Source organism: Pseudohaliea sp., from assembly GCF_054552115.1.
On the sequence record NZ_JBTOLW010000010.1, the window covers coordinates 62413 to 84941 of the forward strand.

A 22529-nucleotide genomic window follows, 5' to 3' on the forward strand; every position below is an offset into this window, starting at 1 on the left:
CGTTTCCTGCGTCTGCCGGGACAACGCCCTCCCCTAGTCCTTGTAGGGGGCGAAAAGCTCTTCCATGGCCTCGCCGTCGATAAAGGCATCGTCTGTGAGGTTGAAGCGCGCACGCACTTCCTTCGCAGCGAGGGTGCGGAACTCCGCGCGCAGATCCTTGATGATGCGGGCACGCACCCGCTCATAAGGGAGGTAGCCGGACTCGCGGATCCCGTCGAGGCGGATGATGTGGAGGCCGAACTGCGAATCGGTTACCTCGGAGTAACCGCCCACTTCGTCGATCTCGAAGAGCGCACCGGAGTAAGGCGGCGTGATATCGGGGTCGCCCAGGCGGATCCAGCGGTTCAGGGAACCGCCCCGCTGCCGGGAACCGGGGTCCTCGGAGTATTCTTCGACATAGGCCTCGAAGTCCGCCCCATCGCGCAGTTCGGCCAGCACCTGCGCCGCCTTTTCGCGCAGCTCGGTGCGGTCCTGCCCCGGCGGCGAGCGGAACAGGATATGGCTCGACGCGCGCGTTTCCGGGTAGCGCGCGTACTTCTCCTTCTCGGTCTTGTAACGCTCCTTCGCGAGCGGCTCGAAATCGGGCTCCTGGCGTTCGTCGACCAGGCGCTGGAACATGAACTGCTCCCGGGCCTGCAGGAGCTTGAAGCGGAGCTCCCAGTAGCCGGGGTCGTCCGGGGTGAGGTCGTCGGCGGTTGCCGCCAGCTTGCGGGTGGCGAGCAGCTGGGTAATGAGCTCGAAGCGATCCCCCAGGTCATTGGCCGCGCGCCGTTTGATCTTCTCCGGGGAGGTCTCGAGCACCACCTCGAATTCCTCGCGGGTCATCTCGATGCCCTCGTCGGCGACCACGACCTCGGCGCGGGCAAGGGTCGGTGCCAGGGCAAGGAAAAACAGGATGGAAAGGGTACGTAGCAGCATGGACCACCTGAAAGTGTCTGGACTGTCAAAAAAAAGGCCGGCGCCCGAAGGCGCCGGCCCGATCAGACCTGGCTACACGAGATAGCCAGCCAGCTTACAACCTTAGTTGAAGCTGTGACCTACGATGCGGCCGTAGGAAGCGTCCGGGTTGGCGGCAACCTGACGTGCCCAGGCAGCAAAGCCGATCATCGGCACACTGCCGCTGACGGAGCTGCAGGTCATGTCGAGGGCCGCACCGGCGGCAGCGCTGTAGCCGCTGTCGACGTCACCCGCCGTGTCCCAGTCGCAGACCGCAGTCGCACCGTTCAGGTAGGACTGCGCGGAGTCAACGGCCAGTGCCAGCCAGCCGTAGGGCTGACCCAGGTCGGCCGATACGTCGACGTCGGACACGCCCAGCACGCTGTTGCCGCCGAAGCTGATGACGTTGGTCTCCTTCGGCAGGGTCAGGCGCGCTACCTCACCCGGAGGTGCCGGGGAAACGACCAGGTCGCCTTCCGGATCGGTCAGCGTGGCTTCTTCGCGGTTGAACGGCACGATGGAGGCCTCGACCGGGATGTCGCGGTTGTCGCAGGCGATTTCGCCGTCGGCAGTGCCGCGGAGGCAGTCCTCGTCTTCGTCATCCAGCGATGCGACGTACTGCGGCAGGTCCAGCATGGTGTACTGGCCGGGCATGGTGACCACCCAGTCCAGGGCCGCGCCGTTGGCGGAGTTGGCCGTCCACTCGTTGATCAGCGAGCTCACGCCGAGAACAGTACCATCGCGCAGATCCTCGAAGCGGCCACGCTCTGCAGCGGGACCGGCCGTCGGCACACCGCCGTCGAGGTCCGGGAAGTCGAAGCCGTCGAGATCACCGGAGAGCCAGCCGTACTGCTGGTTGGAGATCTGCGCGTTGGCCAGGAAGCCCTGGATGTGAACGGCGTTGTCGCCGAACTCAACGCCGGAGGCGTTGTCGCGGATGAAGTAGGAGACCTTCAGGACGTCGCCGGTGCTTTCGTAGGTGACGTCGCCGTCGAGGTCGTCGTCGGCGCTGTCCTGGTAGGTCGCCGCGTTGCTGACCACACCGCGGGTGCTGCCGGCCGCGCCGTCGGCGAAGAAGTTGGAGCGGACAGCTGCGCAGTCGGTCGGCGTGCCGGACACGTGCTTGGCCGCCTGGGACAGGACGCTGTTGTCAGCGGAGGTAACCGTGTCCAGCGTCGGCGAACCCATGCCGATGATCTCGACGTAGCCGGAGTCGGCGCCCTCAGCGTAGATGGACGGCATGGTGAGCTTGCCGCCGGTCGCTGCCGGAACCGTGCAGGTGGTGTCGTCGGCCTGCCAGGAGATGACGCCGTTCTCGTCGTCGGACAGGTAGCCCGCGTAGACGTCGTAGGGCGACATGACGATGTTGAAGTCGAGGGCGTCCAGCGAGTCCGTGGCGCGACGGAAACGGAACTTGACGACCTGCGTGCGCGGGCTGGTGTTGACGATGTGGATACCCGTCAGCCAGTCACCGTTGACCGTGTAGTACGGAACCAGCGCGAGGTCACCCAGCGCGTTGTTGGCTACCGTCTGGGCGGAGGCCACATTTGCGTATCCCGCAGATGCAACGGCTACCGCAGCGGCAATGCCCAAGGGCTTAAAGTTGCTTTTCATTCGGAGACTCCTAATGTTTGAACACACAACCAAATGGTTAATGCTAGCGCTATTATTGCTAGCTGCAGCCAGCTGTCAACCCGCTGCCAAAGCTACAACGTGGCGCTGAACCACCACTCTCCATCGACATAGACCCACTGCTCGACAAAGCGTGTTGGCACAGCACCGATTGCTGCCGAAGCTGCCGAGGTATGTTTGACGGGTTCGGACATGACCCTTGCCGCCACACTCGCCACAGCTGCACCGGCATCATAGGTAACGAATTCGACGCCTGTCAACTGCCACTCCACCATGTAGGAAAACTTCTGCCGGTACAGCGGCTTGGGAAAAACTTCTCTGTAGGCAGGTGAAGTAAAGGTCCAGGCCGTGTCGAAGTCGCGCTGCTCGAGCGCGTGCCAGCGCGCCTCGGCCCGCGACAGCAGGCGGGTGCGCAGCTCGTCGTTCATGCGCGGCCCGCCGGCGCAGCCGGCGAGCAGCGCCAGTGCGAGGCACACCAGAAACGTCCGTGAACGCCTCATGCCAAACTCTAACATACTAATTTCCCTGGGTTTTTAGTGATCGCGAAGTATACATGAGCGTCTGCCCGGCGGAAACGCCGTGGTCACCGCGGCGCTGCCCGGGCGGCGCCGGGCGCCAGCGGCGCGCGCCGGCCTGCCGCTGCCACCGCCGCGCCGTGGCCCGCCAGGCCGTGTTTCCGCGGCCGGAACGGCCTGCCAGACGGCTTTCGGGCGGTTTTCGGACGGCTTGCGGGCGTGCGAGGCCCGCTTTTATTCCATGGGGCACGCTGTAAAAAATACCAGCATTTACCGCGGCTATTTGCCGGCCGGCCCGGCCCCTTTCCCGGGCGGATTGTCGATCAGTTCCATGAAGCGGACCCGGGAGCGCATTTCCTCGCTCACCTGGCGTAGGGCGTCCTCGGTGTACAGCGCCCGGGGCGTGATGATGACCAGCAGTTCCGTTCGCCGGTTCTCCGTGGTCGTCGACCCGAAAAGGGCGCCGACGCCGGGAATCTTGCGCAGCAGCGGAACCCCCGTTTCCCCGGCACTGGCGTTCTCGCGGATGAGGCCGCCGAGGACCACCGATTCGGAAGAACGCACCGCCACCCGGCTGCGGATCGAGCGCTCGAGGAAGGAGCGCTGGCCGGTGGCGGAGTCGACGCTGCCGACATCCGTAACCGACTGCTCCACGTCCATGGTGACCAGGCCGCCGGCGTTCACCGACGGCGTCACGATCAGGCTGACGCCCGTATCGCGGAAGTTGATATTCTGCACCGAGTTGCCGCCATTGGTGATCGTTGTACCCTGGAGCACGGGCACCTGGTCGCCCACCTGGATCTCCGCCGTGTGGTTGTCGAGCACCATCACGGAGGGCGTGGAGATCACGTTGATGAGCGAATCCTCGCTGAGGGCGTTCAGGACCGCCGTGATATCGCGCACGCTGTTGGTCACCGTGTAGGAGAAGCCCGGGGCGACCGCGCTCGGACTGCCGGAATCCCCCACGAGCTGCCCGAAGCCCTCGTAGGCACCGTCCAGCCCCTTGCGGAAGGACCACTCGAGACCATAGCGGAGCTCGTCAGTAAGGGTGACCTCGAGGATGCTCGCCTCGATGATGACCTGGGTCGCGACGACATCGAGCTGCTCCAGGGCCTCTTCAATGATTTCGTACTGCCTGCCCGTGGCGTAGATCATGAGGGCGTTGTTCTCCTCGTCGGCCACCACCCGGACGTTGGCGAGCACGTCGCCCTCGCTGTCATCGCCGAGCGCCGCGGCCACGAGGGCGGCCGCGCGACCGCCCCCGGTGCCACTGCCCGTGAAGCCCGCCCCGATGCCGGCGCCGTCATCGCCCCCGGCACTGCGGCCGCCACTGCTGCTCCCGATGCTCTCCGGCGTCATGCCGGGCGCCACACCACGCTCCGCGCCCTGGCCACCGCCGGCCGTGCCCCGGGAACTGGTGCCGCGACCGTCCCCGGCATAGATGCCGTTCAGGAGCTGCGCCAGGCGCTGCGCGGTCGTGTTCTGCACCGGGTAGACATGAAGCCGACGTTCGTAGCGCTCGTTCGGGTTGACGTCGAGGCGCTCGATCCAGGTGCCGACGCGGTCGAGGTAATGGGACCGGGGCGTGACCACGAGAATGCTGTTCAGGCGTTCCACGGGCATGATGCGCACCAGGCCGGCCAGGTCACCGCCCTCGCCGCCGGCGGCGCCGATGAGGTTGTTCAGCGCCTCCGCGGTTTCGACGACGCCGCCGTGTTCCAGGGGAAAGATACCGACGGACATGCCGGCCAGCATGTCGACGTCGAAGGTGGAGACGATGTCCAGCCAGCCCGTGAGCTGCGCTCGCGTCCCCGCGAGCATGAGCAGGTTGCGGGCATTGTCGATGCGCACGAAGGCCGACTCCTCGGCGACCGGGCGGAGGATGTCGGCCATCGCCGAGGCGCTGATGTACTGCAGCGGCACGATGATCGTGCTGTAGCCCGCGAAATCATCCTGGGCGCTGGTCAGCTGCGGCGACAGGCGCATCGCCTGCTGCGAGCCGGTGACCAGGTAGCGGCCGTCCTTGCCGCGAAGGAGCAGCGCGTTGTGCGCCTTCAGCAGCGACTCGAGCACGCCGAGAAGCTGGTCGCGGGGGATCGGCGTGCGCGTGCGCAGCGTGACCTTGCCCTGCACCGGATGATCGACGATGTAGTCGAGCGCCAGGATGTCACCCATGACGGCCTGCACCACCTCGGAGAGGGGTGCCTGCTCGAAGTTGAGGCTCACATCCTCGCCGACGAAGCGTACCGGGTCCGCCGCTGCCGGCAGCTTGACCTGCCGGTCGGTGCCCCGGTAGAGGGTCGGCTCGGTGCGACCGGACTGCTGCTTTTCCTCGGCCAGGTCCCGGGCGCTGGCCGACAGGGTGCGCGGTGGCTCCCCGCTGCCCTCCCCGGCAGCGCTCGCCGCCGGCTCCGGCGTGCCGCCGGCAGTTGCGCAGCCTACGAGGGCCGCACCGAATAACACGACCGTGATCGTCTTCCACATGTTCCTGCCCCAATGGTTTCCCGGCATGGTGCCGTTATCGTTGTCTGTCGTCACGAGCGCCACCTCAGCGGCCCCCGCCCAGGGTGAGGCGCGGCTCTTCCTGCTCCGCCTTGCTGCCACCGGCCTTGCCGCCGCCCTCCCCGGGGCGTTCCCTGCCGGAGCCGGACGCCGCGGGCGCACCCCCTCCGCCCCCCGCATCGGCTGCCGCCGCCGACGGGGCCTCGACCACCTGCGGCAGGAGTTCGCGCTCATCGCGCACGCCCGCGCTGATGAACACGGCACGGTCGCCGGTCACCCGCTCCAGGCGCCAGCCATCCACCGCCTCACCGACGGCGACCCGGAGCTGGCGGTCCTTCACGGAAAGAATGACACCGCCGGTCTCGCCGGAACCGTAAATGCCGCGGACCGTCACGCCCTTCATGCGCGGCGCCGGCTTGCCGGGCTGTTCCGCCTCGGCGACCGCGACCGGTTCTTCCGGCAGTTCCTCCGGTCTCCGCCCCGCCCAGAACAGCGGCCGCGCCAGCATTGCCTCCCGCTCGGCCACCGGCAGCTCCCCCGCCCCTGCAAGCGTCGCCACGCGGACGCTGTCCGGTGCCGGTGCGACCGGCTCGATATCGGTGGCCATGGCAACCCGCAGCAGCAGGTAGAAAGCCAGCAGAACGAGGAGCACAACAGAGACCAGCAGCGCGAGTTCCACCCGGCGCTCCGAGCGCAGTGGATCCGCCTGTGCCCGATAGCGGGCGCTCAAAGCGGTCACGGCAGCCTCCGCAGGGCGAGGACCTCGATGACCGCCGTGACCTGCTGCGGCAGCCGATCCTCGCGGCGCACCCGGCCGCGCGAGGGAAAGACGTCGAGGGACTCGATCAGCAGCATGGGCCGGAAAGCCTCGAGGTTCACCAGGGCCGCATCCAGGGCCGGCAGCGTCCCGGTCGCCGTCACCTTGACGCCCACCAGGTCGAAGTTGTCCTGGTTGCGCGTCGGCAGGACCTGGCTGTTCGAGACCGCGAGACCGGCCCGGGCCAGCAACTGCCGGACCTCCGCCTGCAGCGACGCCGCCACCGCCGTCGCATCCTGCGCCGGTGCATAGCCCAGCGCCTCGAGGCGCTCGCCGACCTCGCCGGCCGCGGCGCGCAGTGCCGCCTCGTTGTCGATCAACCCCTGCAGGCGGGCGATACGAGGGCGCAGGTCGTCGATCCGCTCGGCATCCCCGGCGCCCAGGGCAAGGAGCTTCACCAGCGCCGCGAGGTAAAGATAAAGCGGTACGAGCAGCGTGAGCCCGATGATCAGCGCGCTACGACGATGCGTGGCCAGCCAGTTCACGGCGCGGCGCCCTCGCCGACGCGAAGGTCCAGGTAGAACTGCTCCTCCCCGCTGTTGCCGACGCGGCTGATAGGCTGCGGGGCGGTCACCTCCGCGTAGGCGGGATCGGAGGACAGCGTCTGCATGACCGCAGCAGCGTCGGCGGCCCGCCCGCGGATACGCAGGTCACCGCCATCGGCGGAGAAGTGCGCGACCCAGGCATCATCGCCCAGGAGTTGCGTAAGGCGCGCGAGTTCCCGGTGCGGACTCGGATAACGCGCCACGATCTCCCGCGCCGAGAGAAGCTGGCGGTTGGCATCGGCGATCGCCTCGCGCAGTTCCGTCACGTCGCCGGCCGCACGCGAGCGCTCCTCGGCCAGGGCCGCCACGCGCGCCAGTTCCAGGTGCTTGCCGCCGGCATAGACACCGGCCAGGGCGAGCAGGACAAGCAGACAGGCCGCAGCCATGATGCCCACACGACCCAGCCTGCGCCGGTAGAGTGCCTCTCGCCGCCCCTCCCCGAAACCCGCAAGCACCGCCATGCCGTCCGGCACCGCGGCCCAGACCTCCTGCGCGGCGGCATCGTGGCTGTCGTATTCGCGGCCGAGAAAGGCCATGGCCGCGCTGCGGGCGGTGATGGCGAGGTCAATGGCCAGGGACTGTTCACCGCGCCCGGCGAGACGCCAGCCCCAGGCCGTGTCGTCCGGCGTGAAGGGGCTGCTGGCCGCCACTTCGATGGCGAGCGCCGTGGGCAGATCGCTCTCTGCGGCCCGCGGCAGCGTGAGCCGCTTGTGCAGGACGATATCCGCCGGCAGGCAGACCCCGCGGCACGAGCTGTCCGGGGCCTCGCCGGCGGGCAGGGGCTCGCCGGACTGGTACGCTCGAAGTTCGCCGGCCTGCTCCAGCAGCACCACCTCGTCGAAGTGCCGGCGCAGCGGCGAATCGAGACCGCGGAACAGGTCGCGCCAGGCCGCCAGCCAGTGACGGCCCAGCTGGCGCATATCGTAGCCGAACAGGTACCACTGCTGGTCGCTGCTCACGCACCGCCTCCGATCACCCGCGCCGGCTCCACCCGGCGCGTGGCCCAGGGCAGGCTCGAACCCCAGCCGGCACCGAGCTCGACCCAGCGGCGCCGGAGCCAGTAGCGGTCACCGGCTTCCACCAGCGCATCGACCCGATAGGAAGAGGCACCGCTGACCGGCTGCGCCTGCCGCCGCGACGGCGCGCCTTCGGGCAAGCCGGCACGGACCACGGCAGCGGGGGACCGGGCGGCCACCCAGGCGAGGCGAGGCGCCCCCCCGGAGGCCGCACCACCGCTGGCCGTGACCATGTGCCGGATGTCGTCGAGTCGTGTTCTCGTCATCCCCTCTACCTGCAGCAGGTCTTCAACGACGTCGAAGCGCGCGGGCCGTGGCGGTTGCTGCCCGCCGGACCGGCGCCACTCTACCACACTGGCGGCAAGAGCCCGGGCCTCGTCTCCCGCCGCGGTGTCGTATTCCCGGAACAGGCGCGCCAGCTGTGGCAGCGGTGCCGTGTTCACGTCGACGAGCGCCGCCGTCGGCATCGCCAGTACCCGTACCGTGAATGCGCCGAGGCGGTAGCTGGCTGCGGGGACGTCTCCGCTGGAGGCAAAACGCCCCTCGAGCACGTCGGCCATCAGCAGGTTGATGGCGCCGTCTCCCGCCGCCTCGGCCTGGGCGCGGAACAGGTGCGCCTGGGCCAGCTGCGTATCGACGGTCGCCCGGGACACGATCCCCGCGACCAGCAGCGACATGCCGGCAATGAACCAGACCACCACGGCGAGGGCTACCCCCGCCTCGCGGCCGTGGCGCGCGGGCCTCATCGCGCCACCGCCATGACCAGGTCAGGCCAGAAACGGCCATCGACCCGGAGCCGCAAGCGCACCCACCCCGGCTGGCCGCCCCGGTCCCACTCGCTTGTCCACGGCTCGTCGGCGCCACGGCGGTAGGCAACCTCGAAGCTGTCGACGCCTGACACTAACGTACGCCCCGGCGCTTTATTCCAGCCCTGCAGCGGCGAGCCCGCGCCCGGCTTGCGCCAGCGCAGGACCAGGTCTTCCTTTCTTCGCCCGAGGCGGACGAGGTAGTTGCCACCGTAGTTCTCGCCGAAGAGCACCACCGCCTTCCAGATCACGTCACCCTGCTCGGTCAGTTCAAAGACCGTGCGTTCCGCCCCGGAGCCGCCGAGAGACAGGCCCCCGGTGTTGCTGCCGGTGACTGCGGCACTGAAGCTGTCGCGCAGAAAGCTGCTCACCGCCCGCAGCTCGCTCACGCGGTCGACCCGGCGGTCCACGGTCGCCTGCGTATTGCCGAGGGTCCGCAGCCCGGACACCGTGGCGAGCATGATCAGGGAGAGGACCGCGAGGGCGACGACCGCCTCCACGAGCGTGAAGCCACCGCCCCGCCGCCGTGCCGTCACCGCGGACTCCCGCGAAGCCGCTGCCCTTCCACCACGGAGTGCAGGCGGACGCGCCGGCGCTTGCCGCCATCGACCCAGCTCACTTCGACCGCAAGGTCCTGCAGCATCCCCGGCGCCAGGCGGGAATCCCGTGGCCGGGGCAGCGGCTGCGCCTGTACTTCCCACTGGAAACCGCTCCCGGTCTCGCCCTGCCGGCGCACCCCCTCCGCGGGCACGATCGCACTGTCGGCGGCCAGGGAGCGCGCCAGCTCCACGGCGTAGGCGTAGCGCTCGTCGATGCGGACATTACGGGTGGCGGCGGTGCTCGCCTGGTAGAGAGCGCCGAGGGCAAGGCCGAGAATCGCCATGGCGACAACCATTTCCAGCAGGGAAAAACCGCGCTGCCCCCGGTGCTCAGGAGCGCCCATGGACCACCTGGGTCACGCGGCCGGTCAGCCAGTCGACGCCGATGGCCACGGTGCCGGACCCCGGGTTGGTGATGTCGATGCCGCCGCCGCTCGTGCCGCCTTCGGGATAGAAGCGGATCACGCCGGCACGTTCGCGGTTGACTTCCCTGGCGCCGTGCACGGTGACCCGCAGGCCGCGGGGCAGGTAACGCTCGGTGTCGCCGAGGACGATGCGCCGCTCCTCGGGCCAGACCAGTACGTCCCGGGGTTCCCCGCTGGTAATGGCGCGCTGCCGCGCGGCCGCGAACAGCGTGACCACGTCGCGCACCGCCTCGCGGGTCCGCATGCCGTCGTAGAAGCGGAACCCGGCAGGTACCGCCACGGCGAGCACGAGCCCGGCAATGGCCAGGGCCACCAGCAGCTCGACCAGGGTGAAGCCCCGAACGCGCGGGGCGCGTACCCTACTGCCAGTTGCCGACGTCCGCATCCTCGCCGTCACCGCCGGGGGCACCGTTCTGGCCATAGGTGAAAATATCCACCTCGCCGCGCTCACCCGGGTACTTGTAGTGATAATCCTGCCGCCAGGGGTCCTGGGGCACATCGGACTTGAGATACGGCCCGTTCCAGCCGGCGGCGTTCGCCGGCTTCTCGACCAGCGCGGCCAGGCCCTCCCGCGTACTGGGGTAATGGCCGACATCGAGCTTGTACATCTCGAGCGCCTGCTCGAGATCACGGATCTGGATGCGCGCGGTCTTGGTCTTCGCCCCGCCGAGCTGGTTCAGTACCTGCGGCCCCACGAGACTGATGAGCAGGCCGAGGATGGCCAGCACGACCAGCAGTTCCATCAGGGTGAAGCCGCGGCTGCGGCGGCGGCCGCCACGGCGGCGAAAGGCTCGGTTCATAGCGTGTTCCTTCCTGGCAAAGAGAGCAAAGGGCATGGCGTTCCCGGTCGCCTAGAGCGCGAGATTGTTGACTGACAGGATGCCCATGAGGATGGCAATAATGATAACCGCAATCACGAACCCCATGAACAGGATGAGTACCGGCTCGAGCAGCGTGAGCGCCCGCTTGACGCTGGCCTCCACGTGGTCGTCGAAGACCCGGGCCAGCTCGAGCATCATGGCGTCGAGGCGGCCGGACTCCTCACCGACCCGCGCCATCTGGATCACCAGCGGCGTGAACAGCGCGCTCTCCTCAAGCGAGGCGGAGACCCGCTTGCCCGACTTCACCGCCGGCGGCAGGGCGCGCAGAGCGTCGCGGACGACCCGGTTGTCGACCGTGTCGATGGCGATCCCCAAGCTCTGCAGCAGCGGCACCCCGCTGCCGAGCAGCGTACCCAGGGTGCGCGCGAACTTGGCCACCTCGAACTCGAACACGATGCCGCCGAAGAGCGGCAGGCCGAGCAGCCGGCGGTGCAGGGCCTCCTCGCCCTCCGCGGTCTTCAGCCAGCGCCAGGCGGCGAAGCCGCCGGCGCCGAGGACGAGCAGGAGCAGCCAGCCCCAGGCGGCGACAAAATCCGCGAGGCCGAGCACGCCCCGGGTCAGCGCGGGCAGCGCTTCGCCCATGTCCTCGAAGAGGGTCTCGAACTGCGGCACGACGAACACCAGCATCACGGCGATGGAGAGCGTGGCCACCACCAGCAGGATCGCCGGGTAGATGAGCGCGGAGACGACACTGTCGCGATTGCGGCGGGCGTTTTCCAGGGTCTCCACCAGCCGGTCCAGTACCAGGGACAGCTCGCCACTCGCCTCGCCGGAGCGCACCATGTTGATGTAGAAGTTGCCGAAGACATCGGCGTGCGGTGCCAGCGCCGCGGAGAGGGACTTGCCGCCCTTCACATCCTTGAGCAGCTGCGCCAGCAGGCCGCGCACGCCCGCCGTGGAGGCCATCTCCAGCAGCACCTTCAGTGCCCGGTCCAGGGGCAGGCCGGCACGCAGCAGCGTCGCCAGCTCGCTGGTCATCGCCAGCACCTCCTTTCGCCCCGGGGGTTTACCGGCACGCTCGCTGCCGGGCGCGGCGGCGCCGGGTTCGAGCTTCAGGAGCGTGAGACCGCGCTCGCGCAGCTGCCGCGTGGCGAGTTCCGGCGCATCGGCCTCGATCGTGCCCTCTGCCGCCCGGCCGTCGCGCCCGAGAGCCCTGTAATAGAACTGCGCCACGGATCGCTCAGGCGGTCGCGGACTGTTGCAGCGCCGCCGGCCCCGGCTCGGCCATGCTGTCGCTGCTCTGGTCCTGGGTCACCCGCATCACTTCCTCCAGCGAGGTCTGCCCCGCGACCACCTTGCGCAGGCCGTCCTCGTAAAGCGTGATCATGCCCTGGCGCCGGGCGGCCCCATGCAGGGTCGTGGCATCGGCACCCCCCATGATCACGTCGTGCAGCCGCTCGTCGAGGAGAAAGAGCTCGTGGATCGCCGTGCGGCCGATGTAGCCCGTGTCCCGGCAGTGCTCGCAGCCCCGGGCCTGGTAGACCGTGCGCTGGCTGTCGGGCAGAAAACGGCGCAGGCCGTAGCGCTCGATCGCCGCGTCGCCCAGTTCCAACGGCACCCGGCAACTCGAGCACAGGGTGCGCACGAGGCGCTGGGCCAGAACCCCGTTCACCGAGGAGGTGATGAGGTAGCGCTCGACGCCCATGTCTTCCAGCCGGGTAATGGCGCCGGCAGCGGTGTTGGTGTGCAGCGTGGAGAGCACGAGATGGCCGGTCAGCGCCGATTGCACGCCGATCTGCGCCGTTTCCGTATCGCGCATCTCGCCGATCATGATGATGTCCGGGTCCTGGCGGAGAATCGAGCGCAGCGCCCGGGCGAAGGTGAGTTCGATCTGTGACTGCACCTGGATCTGGTTGATGCTGTCGAGCTGGTACTCGACCGGGTCCTCCACGGTGATGATCTTCAGCCGCTCGGCGTCCAGGGAGGCCAGGGAGGCATAGAGCGTGGTGGTCTTGCCCGAGCCGGTGGGGCCGGTGACCAGCAGCACACCGTGGGGCCGGGCGAGGAGCGACTGGTAGCGCTCCAGCGTATCCTCGGAGAAACCCATGTCGGGCAGGCTCAGGCGGATGCTCTCGCGGTCGAGGACCCGCATGACGATGCTCTCCCCGTGCACCGTGGGAATGGTCGATACGCGCAGGTCCAGCTCGTGGCCCTTGACCCGCTTCATGATGCGGCCGTCCTGGGGCAGCCGGCGCTCGGCAATGTTCATGTGCGCCATCAGCTTGATGCGCGAGGCGATGGCCGGGGCGAGGCTGGCCGGCGGCGGATCCGCTATGTCCTGGAGGACACCATCGACCCGGTAACGGAGGTGCAGGCCGTCCTCGAAAGGCTCGATATGGATATCGGAGGCGCCGAGGTCCAGGGCCCGGTGCATCAGCTGATCCACGAGGCGGATCACCGGCGCTTCGCTGGCCAGGTCCCGCAGGTGCTCGATGAACTCGTCGTCGCTCTGCCCCGCGAAGCTGTCCAGGCCCCCGGCCTCCTCCTCGTCGGGCTCGTCGCCCCGCAGGTAACGCTCCAGGGCCCGGGAGACGTCGGATTCCAGCCCCAGCGAAAGCCGCACCGGCGCATCCAGGGCCATGGCCAGGGCCCGGGTGATGAACGGGTCCTGCGGTACCGCCGCGGCAAAGTGCACGCTGCCGCCCTCGCGCGCGATGGGCACGACCCCGTTGCTGGCCAGGAAGTCGGCGGACAGGGCATCGATACGCAGGGGCTCTTCCGGGTAGTCGCCCGCCGTCAGCAGGGGCACGTCGAGTTGCTCGGCGAGCGCCTGGGCACAGTCGAGCTCTGACACGAGACCGAGCTTGACCAGCACGCGGCCGAGCAGGTCGCCCATCTCGGCCTGGGCGAGCAGCGCGCGCTCGATATCGCGTTCCGATACCTTGCCGCGCTCGATGAGCATGTCGCCGATCTTCTTCATCGCACCCACGTGACGCTGACCGTGGCGCTCGCCAGCGGGCGGAGCGCCTCCTCCCTGCCATGGCGGGTGCCAACGGGTGAATTGGCCGCTGTACCCTTCCTGCTGTCTATCCCAGCCGTCTATCCCTGCCGTCTATCGTTGACGGGTGAGGCGGGTAAAACGTTCCCGCGAGTCTAGCACAGGGCCTGCCCCGGCCCCGCGGGGCCGGGCGCCTGGAGCGCCCTCAGCCGGGGAACTCGTAGTCCTTGAAGCGGTCCCGAAGGTCCACCTTCTGGATCTTGCCGGTGGCACCGTGCGGCAGTTCGTCCACGAACTCCACGGCGTCCGGGATCCACCATTTGGCAATGCGGCCCTCAAACCAGCCGAGCATCTCCTCGGCCGTGAGATCCTCGCCCCCGGCCGCCTTGACCACGATAAGCAGCGGGCGCTCGCTCCACTTCGGATGGTAGCGCCCGATCACGGCCGCCTCCGCGACCTTGGGGTGGTCCGTGGCCACGTTCTCGACATCGATGGAGGAAATCCACTCCCCGCCGGACTTGATCACGTCCTTGGTGCGGTCCGTGATCGCCATGTAGCCCTCGGGGTCGATGGTGGCCACATCGCCGGTCTCGAACCAGCCGGCCTCGGCATGGGCATCGGTCCCTTCCAGCTTGAAGTAGCTCGAGCAGATCCAGGGACCGCGCACCTTGAGGGAGCCATAGGCCTCGCCGTCCCAGGGCAGCTCCTTGCCATCATCATCGACGATCTTCATCTCGACACCGAAGATCGGCCGCCCCGCCTTCTGCCGCAGCTTCGCAAAGGTCTCCGGGTCGTAGCGGTCGCGCGCCGCCCAGGAGGCGTTGGCACTGCCCAGGGGGCTCATCTCGGTCATGCCCCAGCCGACCCGGGTCTCGACGCCATGGCGCTCGAAGGCCTCCATGATCGAGAGCGGGCAGGCCGCACCTCCGACAATCACCTGCTCGAGGGACGCCACGGTCTTGCCGCTCTCGCGGAGGTAGGCGAGGAGGTTGAGCCACACCGTGGGCACCCCCGCGGAGCGGGTCACCTGCTCTTCGTTCATGAGCGCGGTCAGCGTCTCGCCGTCCCCCATCCTGCTGCCCGGGAACACGATCTTCGCGCCCACCATGGGGGCCGCGTAGGGCAGGCCCCAGGCGTTGACGTGGAACATGGGGACGATGGGCAGCACCGCGTCGTTGCGGGAAATGCCCAGCGCGTCGGGCATGAGCGTTGCGTAGGCATGGAGCAGCGTCGAGCGGTGCGAGTAGAGCACGCCCTTCGGATTGCCGGTGGTGCCGGAGGTGTAGCAGAGCGCACAGGCCTGCTGCTCGTCGAGCTCGGGCCAGTCGAAGCGGTCCGAGTGGCCGTGCACCAGGCGCTCATAGCAGATGGCGCCGGGCAGCGACGTTTCCGGCATGTGCGCCTCGTCCGTGAGCACCACCCAGTGCTCGACGCCCGGGCACTTGTCAGCGACCGCCTCGACCAGCGGCAGGAAGTCGGGATCGACGAAAACGGCCCGGTCCTCGGCATGGTTGACGATGTAGACGATCTGTTCCGGGAACAGGCGGGGGTTGATCGTATGGCAGACGTAGCCGCTGCAGGCGGCGGCGTAGTAGGTCTCGAAATGCCGGTAGTCGTTCCAGGCCAGGGTGGCCACCCGGTCGCCGCTGGCCAGGCCCCAGCCGGCGATGGCGTTGGCGAGCTGGCGGGTGCGGCGGAAGGCGTCGCGGTAGCGATAGCGGTGCCGGGGATTGTCGCGGGTCACCGAGACGATCTCGCTGTCGCCATTGACCCGGTCGGCATGCTGCATGATCGCCGTGATGGTGAGCGGCACGTCCATCATCAGTCCGTTCATTGTTGTCTCCTTAAAAACGGCTAGGTGAAATCACGGTTGCCCTGCCTCACCGGCCGGCAAGAGCCGCCAGCGATCGGCATCGTCCGCGCGGGCCGCGCGTCCCTCCTGTTCCAGTTTTATCAGGTGCGCGGCCATCGACAGCTTGGCCCAGCGGTGCAGCGCGGGGTCGACGTCATCATAGACCACGCGCACGAGCGCATCCGGGTCCGCCTCGCCGAGGCGCTCGAGGCCGCCGACGACCTTCGCCTCGCGCAGCAGCCGGTGGCGCACCAGCCGGTCCACCTCGCGACGGCTGTCTTCGATGAGGGCGCCGTGGCCCGGCGCGATCAGCTTCACCGGGTACTCGAGGAGCAGCTTGAGCGAGCGGATGTAGGCCGCCATGTCGCCCCCCGGTGGAATGATGACCACCGTGGAACCCTCCATGATGTGGTCGCCGGCGAAGAGCATGCCCTCTTCTTCCAGGAGCAGGCAGAAATGGTTGCTCACGTGCCCCGGCGTATGCAACGCCAGCAGGGAGAGCTCGTCGGTAAGCAGCCGCTGCTCGTGGGCGAGTTCGACGTCGGGCCGGAAAGTCTCGTCCTGGTGATCGTCGCCGTAGGGCAGCGCACCGCGCACCTCCGCCCCGGTCGCCTCGGCCAGCGCCCGCCAGGCCGGCGAATGGTCCGGGTGCGTGTGCGTGCAGACGATGTGGCGGATCGGTCCCTCGGCCGCGGCGAGAATCGCGTCCACATGCGCCGGCAGCGCCGGCCCCGGGTCGACGACCACCACGGCCTCCCGCCCGAGCAGGTAGGTGTTTGTGCCCGGGCCCGTCATCGGGCCCGGGTTCGGCGCGACAAGCCGGGTGACGAGGGGGGAAAGGCGCTCCGGCTGTCCAGGCACCAGCGTCATGTCAGGGCTCCAGCAGCCCGGGGATCGGCTGCACCGGGTCGACCTCCGCGGCGTAATCCACGCCGGGCACCTCGAAGCCGAAGAGCCGCAGGAACTCCTGCCGGTAGCCGGCAAAGTCGGACAGCTCGTCCAGGGTGTCGCTGTCGATACGCTCCCAGAGGGCCGCCACCTCGGCCTGCACGGCCGGATCGAGTTCCAGCCGGTCGGCCCGCAACCGGCCCTCGTCGTCCATGAACGGCGTTTCACCATAGAGCGACTCGCTGAACAGGCGGTAGACCTGCTCAATGCAGCCCTCGTGGGTGCCGCGGGCCTTCATCACGCGGAACAGGATCGCCAGGTAGATGGGCATGGCCGGGATGGCCGCGCTGGCCTGGGTGACCACCGCCTTCAACACGGAAACGCGGGCATCGCCGCCGCGGGGCGCGAGGCGCTCGCGCAGGGCCAGCACCCGGCGGTCCAGGTCCTTCTTGGCGGCGCCGATGGTGCCGTGCCAGTAGATGTCCCAGGTGATCTGCTCGCCGATATAGGTATAGGCCGTGGTCTTGCAGCCGTCGGCCAGCACGCCGGCCTCATCGAGCGCCTCGATCCAGAACTGCCAGTCCTCGCCGCCCATGACCGCCACGGTGTTGTCGATCTCTTCCTGCGTGGCGGCCTCCAGGTGAAAGTCCTGGATCTCGCCCTTGTCGGTATTGATGCCTTTCTGGGTGGTGTCCTTGCCGATGGGCTTCAGCGTTGACGCATGCAGTTCACCGGTGACCGGATGCGTGCGCCGCGGCGCGGCGAGGCTGTAGACCACGAGGTCGACGCTGCCCAGGTGCTCGCGGACCGCGGCGATGGCCCGGTCCTTGAGCTCGCTGGAGAAGGCGTCGCCATTGATGCTCCAGGCACCCAGGCCCGCGGCCTCCGCCTCGGCGTGAAAGGCCGCCGAGTTGTACCAGCCCGCGGTGCCCGGCTTGCGCTCCGTGCCCGGCTTCTCGAAAAAGATGCCGAGCGTTGCCGCACCGGACCCGAAGGCGGCCGTGACGCGGGAGGCGAGGCCGTAGCCGGTCGAGGCGCCGATGACCAGGACCCGCTTCGGTCCGTTCTCCAGCCCGCCCTGTGCTTTGACGTACTCGACCTGGCCACGCACCTTGGCGGCGCAGCCGGCCGGGTGGGTGGTAGTGCAGAGAAAGCCCCGGACCTTCGGCTTGATGATCATGCTGTACTCCCGGATTGTGGCAAGAAGTGGCGCAACCGTGCCGTGCTGAAAACGGCGAGAGTCTAGCACGCCGGATGCTAGCGGTGGTCGGGCAGGTTGGTGATCCAGACCGTCTGGTAGGGGGCGAGCACCAGCTGCTCCACGCGGGACTGGAAGAGCCGGCCCGAGAGGAGGTCCTGCCAGACGTCGGTGTCAATGAGATTGATGTCGGCAAGGTTGAGGGTCTGCTCCAGGGCGCTCACGTTGCTGATACAGAAAATGCTCTGCCGCCGGTCCGCGCTCTGGCGCCAGAAGCCGAACAGCCGGGCACCCAGGTGGAGCGTGAACTGGGTGGCGTTCGGGTGGAAGGCCGCCTGGCGCTGGCGGATCTCCAGCAGTTCCATCAATGCGCGGTACACCACGCCGTGCTCGCTCGCCGGATCCGCGAGCGCCTCCTCCAGCTCAGCGAGGTTCCACTGGTGCCGGTTGATGGAACGTGGATGCCCGGTCTCCTCGACCCGCTCGTGGTCGTTGTGCGTGGCGAGCAGGCTGTGGATGTAGATGCCGGGGATGCCCTCGAGGCCAAACATGATGGCGTGGGCGCAGACAAAGCGCGGGATATTGTACTCATCGGGCCCCTCCACGGTGCCCTGCAGCGCGTCGAAGAGCGCAATGTTGATCTCGTAGGGCTTGCTCTCGCCATCGGCCAGCCGGCGGTAGGACACGTGGCCGCCGAAGCGGCGCATGGTCCCGATAAGCGCCTGCAGTTCATCCTCGGACAGCAGCCCCTCGGCGGGCCGCAGGCCGATCCCGTCGTGAGAGGCGATGAAATTGAAATAGGCCGTGCCGTGCTGCGGCGGCGGCATGCTCATCATCCACTGCTTGAGGTAGGTGCAGTCCCCGGTGACCAGCGTGTTCAGCAACAGCGGTGGCAGGGAGAAGTTGTAGACGCAATGCGCCTCGTTGCCGTTGCCGAAGTAGGACAGGTTTTCCTGGTTCGGGATGTTGGTCTCGGTGATCAGCATCGCGTCCGGGCGCGCATGGGACACGAGCGTGCGCAGAAGACGCACGACCTCGTGAGTCTCGTCGAGATTGAGGCAGCTCGTACCCGGCACTTTCCAGAGGAAGGCAATGGCATCCAGGCGGAAGATGCGCACGCCGTTGTCGAGATAGTGGCGGATGATGCGCACCATCTCGGCCAGGACCCGGGGGTTGCGGAAGTCCAGGTCCACCTGGTCGGGGCTGAAGGTGCACCAGACGTGCCGGGGACCGTCCACGGCCTCCACTTCCCGCAGCAGCGGGGTCGTCCGCGGGCGCACCACCGCGCTGAGGTCCGTATCGGGGTCCGCGGTGGCGAAGAACCCCCGGCCCGGGTCGCGATTTTCGAGGAAGTTGCGGAACCACTCCCCCTCCGCCGAGCAGTGGTTGATGACCAGGTCCGCCATGAGGTCATACTTGTCGGCGATGGCCTGGATGTCCTCCCAGTCACCCAGTTCCCCGTTCACGCTCAGGTAGTCGAGTACCGCGAAGCCGTCGTCGGAGCTGTAGGGGTAGAAGGGCAGGATGTGGACGCCGGACACGCGCCCCTGCAGGTAGCGGTCGAGGAAGTGCTTGAGCGTGCGCAGCGGCGCCTCGTCGGGAGCGAGAATGGAGCCGCCATAGCTCAGCACGAGCGCATCACCCTGGTCCCACTGGTTGACGTGCGCCGGGGGCGCAGGGATGTCGGCGTCCAGGCGCATGATGGCGAGCAGTTCCTGCGCGAGGGCCTGGCAGTCGGGAGCCGGCTCGACCTCCCGGTAGATGAAGGCGAGGTGCTGGGCGACGCGCTCGCTCAGCGCCAGCGCGGGGTCGCTGCTTCCCGACCGCATGTCAATGGCCGGCCACCTCCCGGTGATCGAGTTCCACGGCCTCGCTCAGGCGGTCGAGGATGTCGGGCATGGCGCTGGTCACACGGGACCAGCTCGGAATGAAAGGCCTTTCCTTGGGCCGGGCGAGGAAGGCCTCGCCGGCCTTCATGATGTTGTCGGCGAACAGCTCCACCGCTTTTTCTTCCTGGTGGATATCGAAGTCGAGGCCGTTCATGAGCGCGTCGGTGTTGTAGGTCTCAACGAAGTCGAGGGCGATGCGGTAGTAGGTAGCCTTGACGGATCGGAAGGTCTCCGGGCTGAGGATAACGCCCCGGGTGGCCAGCTTGCGGAACAGCGCCTTGCAGATATCGATGGACATGCGCGAGAGACCATCGCGGTCATTGTTCGCGGACAGCGACTGGTGCTTGTGATCGTAGCTGTCGGCGATATCGACCTGGCAGAGGCGGTTGTTGGCATAGTTGCGGTACATCTCGGACAGCACCCCGATCTCCAGACCCCAGTCGCTGGGAATGCGCAGGTCCCGGAGCACGTCCCGACGGAAGGAAAACTCGCCGGCGAGCGGATAGCGGAAGCTGTCCATGTACTCGAGGTACTCGACCTCGCCCACGGTCTTCTTGAGCGCGCGCAGCAGCGGCGTGACGAGGAGCCGGCTGACACGGCCGTTGATGCGGCCGCCGGCGACCCGGGCGTAGAAGCCCTTGCAGAACTCGTAGTTGAACTGGGGGTGCGCCACCGGGTAGATGAGCCGTGCGAGCAGGTCGCGGTCGTAGGTGGTGATATCGCAGTCGTGCAGGGCGATGGACTCGGCCCTGCCCGTGGCAAGGATATAGCCCATGCAATACCAGACGTTGCGCCCCTTGCCCATCTCCCGGGGGGCGAGATCGAGCGCGCGGAGCTCCTCGTCCAGGGCCATGAGCCGTGGGCCATCGTGCCAGAGGATCCGGTGCTCCTGCGGCAGGCAGGCAAAGAACCGGTGCGCGTGGCGGAACTGCTCCGCATCGGCACGGTCCAGGCCGATCACCACCTGGTTCAGGTAGGGCACGGCGGCGAGGTGCTCGACGATGCCCGGCAGCGCTTCCCCCTCCAGCTCCGAGAAAAGGGAAGGCAGGAGCAGGCCAAGGGGCCGCTTGCGCGAGAAGGCAAGAAGCTCCGCCTCCAGGTCCGTGACCGGGCGCCGGGAAAGGTTATGCAGGGTGGTGATGATGCCGTTCTGGTAGAAGTCGCCCATCGTGTCGCTAGCTGTCCTGTGTTACCAAACCGTTCTCACACAGCCACTGCGTGACGCCTTCCGCCCAGCCGGCGGGACCCACCGCATCGCTGCACAGGACGCCGTCGTCGCGCTGAACCGGGGGCAGCTCCCGGTCCGGTGCGCGCACCAGCAGTGCTGTACCGGCGCTCTCCAGCATCGGCACATCATTGGCACCGTCGCCGGCGGCCAGATCCTTAATATGTCCGATGCCGCGGACCAAGGCAAATTGCGCCCGGAGCCACCGCAGGGCCTCGCCCTTGTCCGCCTCGCCACCGAGGCTGTAGAAACGGCCGCCGCGGCTCACCCGGGCGCCGCCGGCGGCACAGGCCGCGAGGAAGGCCTCGAGCCCGTGCGCATCACCGCGCCACTGGACCGGCTCGCTGTATTCGCGCGCGTTGGCGAGCGCCGCCTGCGCCGGTGGCAGCCCGGTCATGGCGGCGATGCCCGCCTCGCCGGCGCGGGCGAAGTACTCGAACTGGCCAGGAAAGTCATTCTCGAGGTCCTCGAGGAGCGCGATCCAGCGCGCCCGGGGCGCGGCCAGTTCGCGGACCCAGTAACCGTCGCGCGCGACCGTGTCCGGTGGCTGCGCCGGAAAGTAGCCCTCCGGGATGAACACCGCCGCACCGTTTTCCACCACGAAGGGGTGCGTATTGCCAAGGCGGCGGCGCAGGGCAACCATCTCGGCGCGCGTCTTGCTGGACACCAGCACCAGCGGGATGTCCAGCGCCTCGAGGAGGTCGATGGCGGGCTGCGCGGCGGCGTGGCTGTAGCTGTGGTGGTCCAGGAGCGTGCCATCGAGGTCCGAGAAGACCAGGTACGCAGGGCTGGTGGAGTCGCCGTCCCCGGGACTGTCGGGGTCGCGGTAGCGGACGTTGCTCATGGCAGGTTACAGGCCCTCGACGCTGATAATGCGCCGGTTATTATCGAGGGAGAAGATGACATCCATGTGTTCCGGCAGCTCGGCAAGGCAATGGCGGGTCAGGCGCTCGAAGTACTGCACGAAACGGGCCACCTCGTCATCGCTCATGACGGCTGTTCCGGTTCCCGCCCGGGCGCGGAGCTTGTGTTCCTGCTCCAGGCGCCAGCGAAACACGCAGTCGAAGGACGGGGCGCGCAGCATCACCCAGCGGTCAACGTCTGCGTAGAGCGGAAGAAAAAGCTCGCGCAGCGCCTCGTTGACGTAGCCGCGCCAGCGACCGTCTCGGTCCTCCGTCGCCTCCAGCGCATTCACCGGCGCTGCCAGTGCGTCCGGGGGCTGGGGCCGGGCACCGAGGCACCAGCCCTCGAGCAGAATCACGGCGACCGGCGCCTCCGCGCGGTCCCAGCGCGCGACCGGCGCGCGGTCGTCGCTCGCCTTGTCGAAGCGGGGCACGGGAACCACCGTGCTGCCGCCCCGGCCCATCAGGTTGCCGACGGTCCTGCGGAGGAGCTCGATGTCGTGGGTGCCGGGCACGCCGCGCGTGGCGAGCAGCGGGTGGACCGTCGCCGCAAGGACGCCCCGCTCGGCGCGGGTGAGATAGAAGTCGTCGAGGGACAGGGCGAGGGCGGAAAGGCCGTGTTCCTCGCGCAGCGCCTGCACCAGCCAGCCGCAGCAGGTGCTCTTCCCCGACCCCTGGCTGCCGTTGACGCCGACGAGTAGCGGTCGGCCACACTCGCGGTGCAGGGCGGCCAGCCGGCCGGCGAGGGGCGCGAAATAGCGCCTCGCCAGGCCCGCATAGGCGGGCGGCAGGCGCTCTGCCTCGAGCCATGCGTGCTCCCAGCCCGCGTCCGGTCGATCAATGGCCTTCACGGCTGTCCTTCCCCTGCCTGCACCCTGCCTGCACCCTGCCTGCACCCTGCCTGCACCCTGCCAATGCTAGCGCGTCTTTGCGGCGGGCGCGCCCCGCAGGCGCCGCGACGGA

Annotated in this window: 21 protein-coding genes; all 21 read right to left on the bottom strand. The window is 68.3% G+C overall.

Features of this window, described 5'->3' with window-relative positions; all coding sequences use genetic code 11:
• Positions 1-33: 33 nt before the first annotated feature.
• Positions 34-918, bottom strand: coding sequence for a peptidylprolyl isomerase (locus tag ACX93N_RS07155; RefSeq protein ID WP_459427717.1), 885 nt, complete (start codon positions 916-918; stop codon positions 34-36).
• Positions 919-1020: 102 nt separating this feature from the next.
• Positions 1021-2481, bottom strand: coding sequence for a hypothetical protein (locus tag ACX93N_RS07160; RefSeq protein WP_459427718.1), 1461 nt, complete (start codon positions 2479-2481; stop codon positions 1021-1023).
• Positions 2482-2642: 161 nt separating this feature from the next.
• A complete protein-coding gene (locus tag ACX93N_RS07165; protein ID WP_459427719.1) occupies positions 2643-2996 on the bottom strand; it encodes a hypothetical protein in 354 nt (117 codons plus the stop codon).
• 366 nt (positions 2997-3362) lie between these two features.
• Positions 3363-5621: a type II secretion system secretin GspD gene (gene gspD / locus ACX93N_RS07170; protein ID WP_459427720.1), complete on the bottom strand. Its 2259-nt coding sequence runs from the start codon at positions 5619-5621 to the stop codon at positions 3363-3365.
• Between the two features lie 10 nt (positions 5622-5631).
• A complete protein-coding gene (locus ACX93N_RS07175) occupies positions 5632-6324 on the bottom strand; it encodes a hypothetical protein (RefSeq protein ID WP_459427721.1) in 693 nt (230 codons plus the stop codon).
• Entirely contained in the window at positions 6321-6887 is a 567-nt protein-coding gene (gspM, locus tag ACX93N_RS07180; RefSeq protein WP_459427722.1) for a type II secretion system protein GspM, read from the bottom strand. Before gspM ends, ACX93N_RS07175 begins: the two co-directional genes overlap by 4 nt.
• Entirely contained in the window at positions 6884-7906 is a 1023-nt protein-coding gene (locus ACX93N_RS07185; protein WP_459427723.1) for a PilN domain-containing protein, read from the bottom strand. The genes gspM and ACX93N_RS07185 overlap by 4 nt, the downstream gene beginning before the upstream one ends.
• On the bottom strand, positions 7903-8709 hold the full coding sequence (locus ACX93N_RS07190) for a hypothetical protein (RefSeq protein ID WP_459427724.1): 807 nt from the start codon (positions 8707-8709) through the stop codon (positions 7903-7905). Before ACX93N_RS07190 ends, ACX93N_RS07185 begins: the two co-directional genes overlap by 4 nt.
• Positions 8706-9305 carry a PulJ/GspJ family protein gene (locus tag ACX93N_RS07195; protein ID WP_459427725.1) on the bottom strand — a complete coding sequence of 200 codons (600 nt, stop codon included), beginning with the start codon at positions 9303-9305 and terminating at the stop codon, positions 8706-8708. Before ACX93N_RS07195 ends, ACX93N_RS07190 begins: the two co-directional genes overlap by 4 nt.
• The gene (locus ACX93N_RS07200; RefSeq protein ID WP_459427726.1) at positions 9302-9712 is read right to left on the bottom strand and encodes a type IV pilus modification PilV family protein; all 411 of its coding nucleotides are present in this window, start codon (positions 9710-9712) and stop codon (positions 9302-9304) included. Before ACX93N_RS07200 ends, ACX93N_RS07195 begins: the two co-directional genes overlap by 4 nt.
• Positions 9699-10178 (bottom strand): prepilin-type N-terminal cleavage/methylation domain-containing protein, encoded by a 480-nt coding sequence (locus tag ACX93N_RS07205; RefSeq protein ID WP_459427727.1) that lies wholly within the window; start codon positions 10176-10178, stop codon positions 9699-9701. The genes ACX93N_RS07200 and ACX93N_RS07205 overlap by 14 nt, the downstream gene beginning before the upstream one ends.
• The gene (gspG, locus tag ACX93N_RS07210; protein WP_459427728.1) at positions 10153-10593 is read right to left on the bottom strand and encodes a type II secretion system major pseudopilin GspG; all 441 of its coding nucleotides are present in this window, start codon (positions 10591-10593) and stop codon (positions 10153-10155) included. The genes ACX93N_RS07205 and gspG overlap by 26 nt, the downstream gene beginning before the upstream one ends.
• Positions 10594-10644: 51 nt before the next feature.
• A complete protein-coding gene (locus ACX93N_RS07215) occupies positions 10645-11847 on the bottom strand; it encodes a type II secretion system F family protein (RefSeq protein WP_459427729.1) in 1203 nt (400 codons plus the stop codon).
• A 7-nt stretch (positions 11848-11854) separates the two neighbouring features.
• Positions 11855-13594 (bottom strand): GspE/PulE family protein, encoded by a 1740-nt coding sequence (locus ACX93N_RS07220; protein ID WP_459427730.1) that lies wholly within the window; start codon positions 13592-13594, stop codon positions 11855-11857.
• Between the two features lie 223 nt (positions 13595-13817).
• Positions 13818-15446 carry a 3-(methylthio)propionyl-CoA ligase gene (locus ACX93N_RS07225; RefSeq protein WP_459427731.1) on the bottom strand — a complete coding sequence of 543 codons (1629 nt, stop codon included), beginning with the start codon at positions 15444-15446 and terminating at the stop codon, positions 13818-13820.
• A gap of 30 nt (positions 15447-15476) precedes the next feature.
• Entirely contained in the window at positions 15477-16334 is an 858-nt protein-coding gene (locus ACX93N_RS07230; protein WP_459427732.1) for an MBL fold metallo-hydrolase, read from the bottom strand.
• A 1-nt stretch (position 16335) separates the two neighbouring features.
• The gene (gene fabV / locus ACX93N_RS07235) at positions 16336-17532 is read right to left on the bottom strand and encodes an enoyl-ACP reductase FabV (RefSeq protein ID WP_459427733.1); all 1197 of its coding nucleotides are present in this window, start codon (positions 17530-17532) and stop codon (positions 16336-16338) included.
• A gap of 77 nt (positions 17533-17609) precedes the next feature.
• On the bottom strand, positions 17610-19379 hold the full coding sequence (locus ACX93N_RS07240; protein WP_459427734.1) for a sugar phosphorylase: 1770 nt from the start codon (positions 19377-19379) through the stop codon (positions 17610-17612).
• A 1-nt stretch (position 19380) separates the two neighbouring features.
• Positions 19381-20607: a glycosyltransferase family protein gene (locus ACX93N_RS07245; protein ID WP_459427735.1), complete on the bottom strand. Its 1227-nt coding sequence runs from the start codon at positions 20605-20607 to the stop codon at positions 19381-19383.
• Positions 20608-20614: 7 nt separating this feature from the next.
• Entirely contained in the window at positions 20615-21508 is an 894-nt protein-coding gene (locus ACX93N_RS07250) for an HAD-IIB family hydrolase (protein ID WP_459427736.1), read from the bottom strand.
• A gap of 6 nt (positions 21509-21514) precedes the next feature.
• Entirely contained in the window at positions 21515-22417 is a 903-nt protein-coding gene (locus ACX93N_RS07255) for a hypothetical protein (protein ID WP_459427737.1), read from the bottom strand.
• Between the last annotated feature and the right edge of the window lie 112 nt (positions 22418-22529).

What these genes read in the sequence shown, in the direction of transcription:
- ACX93N_RS07245 (WP_459427735.1), bottom strand. Translation starts at nt 20,607, where the DNA reads ATGGGCGACTTCTACCAGAACGGCATCATCACCACCCTGCATAACCTT.
- ACX93N_RS07240 (WP_459427734.1), bottom strand. Translation starts at nt 19,379, where the DNA reads ATGCGGTCGGGAAGCAGCGACCCCGCGCTGGCGCTGAGCGAGCGCGTC.
- fabV (WP_459427733.1), bottom strand. Translation starts at nt 17,532, where the DNA reads ATGATCATCAAGCCGAAGGTCCGGGGCTTTCTCTGCACTACCACCCAC.
- gspG (WP_459427728.1), bottom strand. Translation starts at nt 10,593, where the DNA reads ATGAACCGAGCCTTTCGCCGCCGTGGCGGCCGCCGCCGCAGCCGCGGC.
- ACX93N_RS07220 (WP_459427730.1), bottom strand. Translation starts at nt 13,594, where the DNA reads ATGAAGAAGATCGGCGACATGCTCATCGAGCGCGGCAAGGTATCGGAA.
- ACX93N_RS07205 (WP_459427727.1), bottom strand. Translation starts at nt 10,178, where the DNA reads ATGCGGACGTCGGCAACTGGCAGTAGGGTACGCGCCCCGCGCGTTCGG.
- ACX93N_RS07250 (WP_459427736.1), bottom strand. Translation starts at nt 21,508, where the DNA reads ATGAGCAACGTCCGCTACCGCGACCCCGACAGTCCCGGGGACGGCGAC.
- ACX93N_RS07190 (WP_459427724.1), bottom strand. Translation starts at nt 8,709, where the DNA reads ATGAGGCCCGCGCGCCACGGCCGCGAGGCGGGGGTAGCCCTCGCCGTG.
- ACX93N_RS07200 (WP_459427726.1), bottom strand. Translation starts at nt 9,712, where the DNA reads ATGGGCGCTCCTGAGCACCGGGGGCAGCGCGGTTTTTCCCTGCTGGAA.
- ACX93N_RS07155 (WP_459427717.1), bottom strand. Translation starts at nt 918, where the DNA reads ATGCTGCTACGTACCCTTTCCATCCTGTTTTTCCTTGCCCTGGCACCG.
- ACX93N_RS07230 (WP_459427732.1), bottom strand. Translation starts at nt 16,334, where the DNA reads ATGACGCTGGTGCCTGGACAGCCGGAGCGCCTTTCCCCCCTCGTCACC.
- ACX93N_RS07165 (WP_459427719.1), bottom strand. Translation starts at nt 2,996, where the DNA reads ATGAACGACGAGCTGCGCACCCGCCTGCTGTCGCGGGCCGAGGCGCGC.
- ACX93N_RS07225 (WP_459427731.1), bottom strand. Translation starts at nt 15,446, where the DNA reads ATGAACGGACTGATGATGGACGTGCCGCTCACCATCACGGCGATCATG.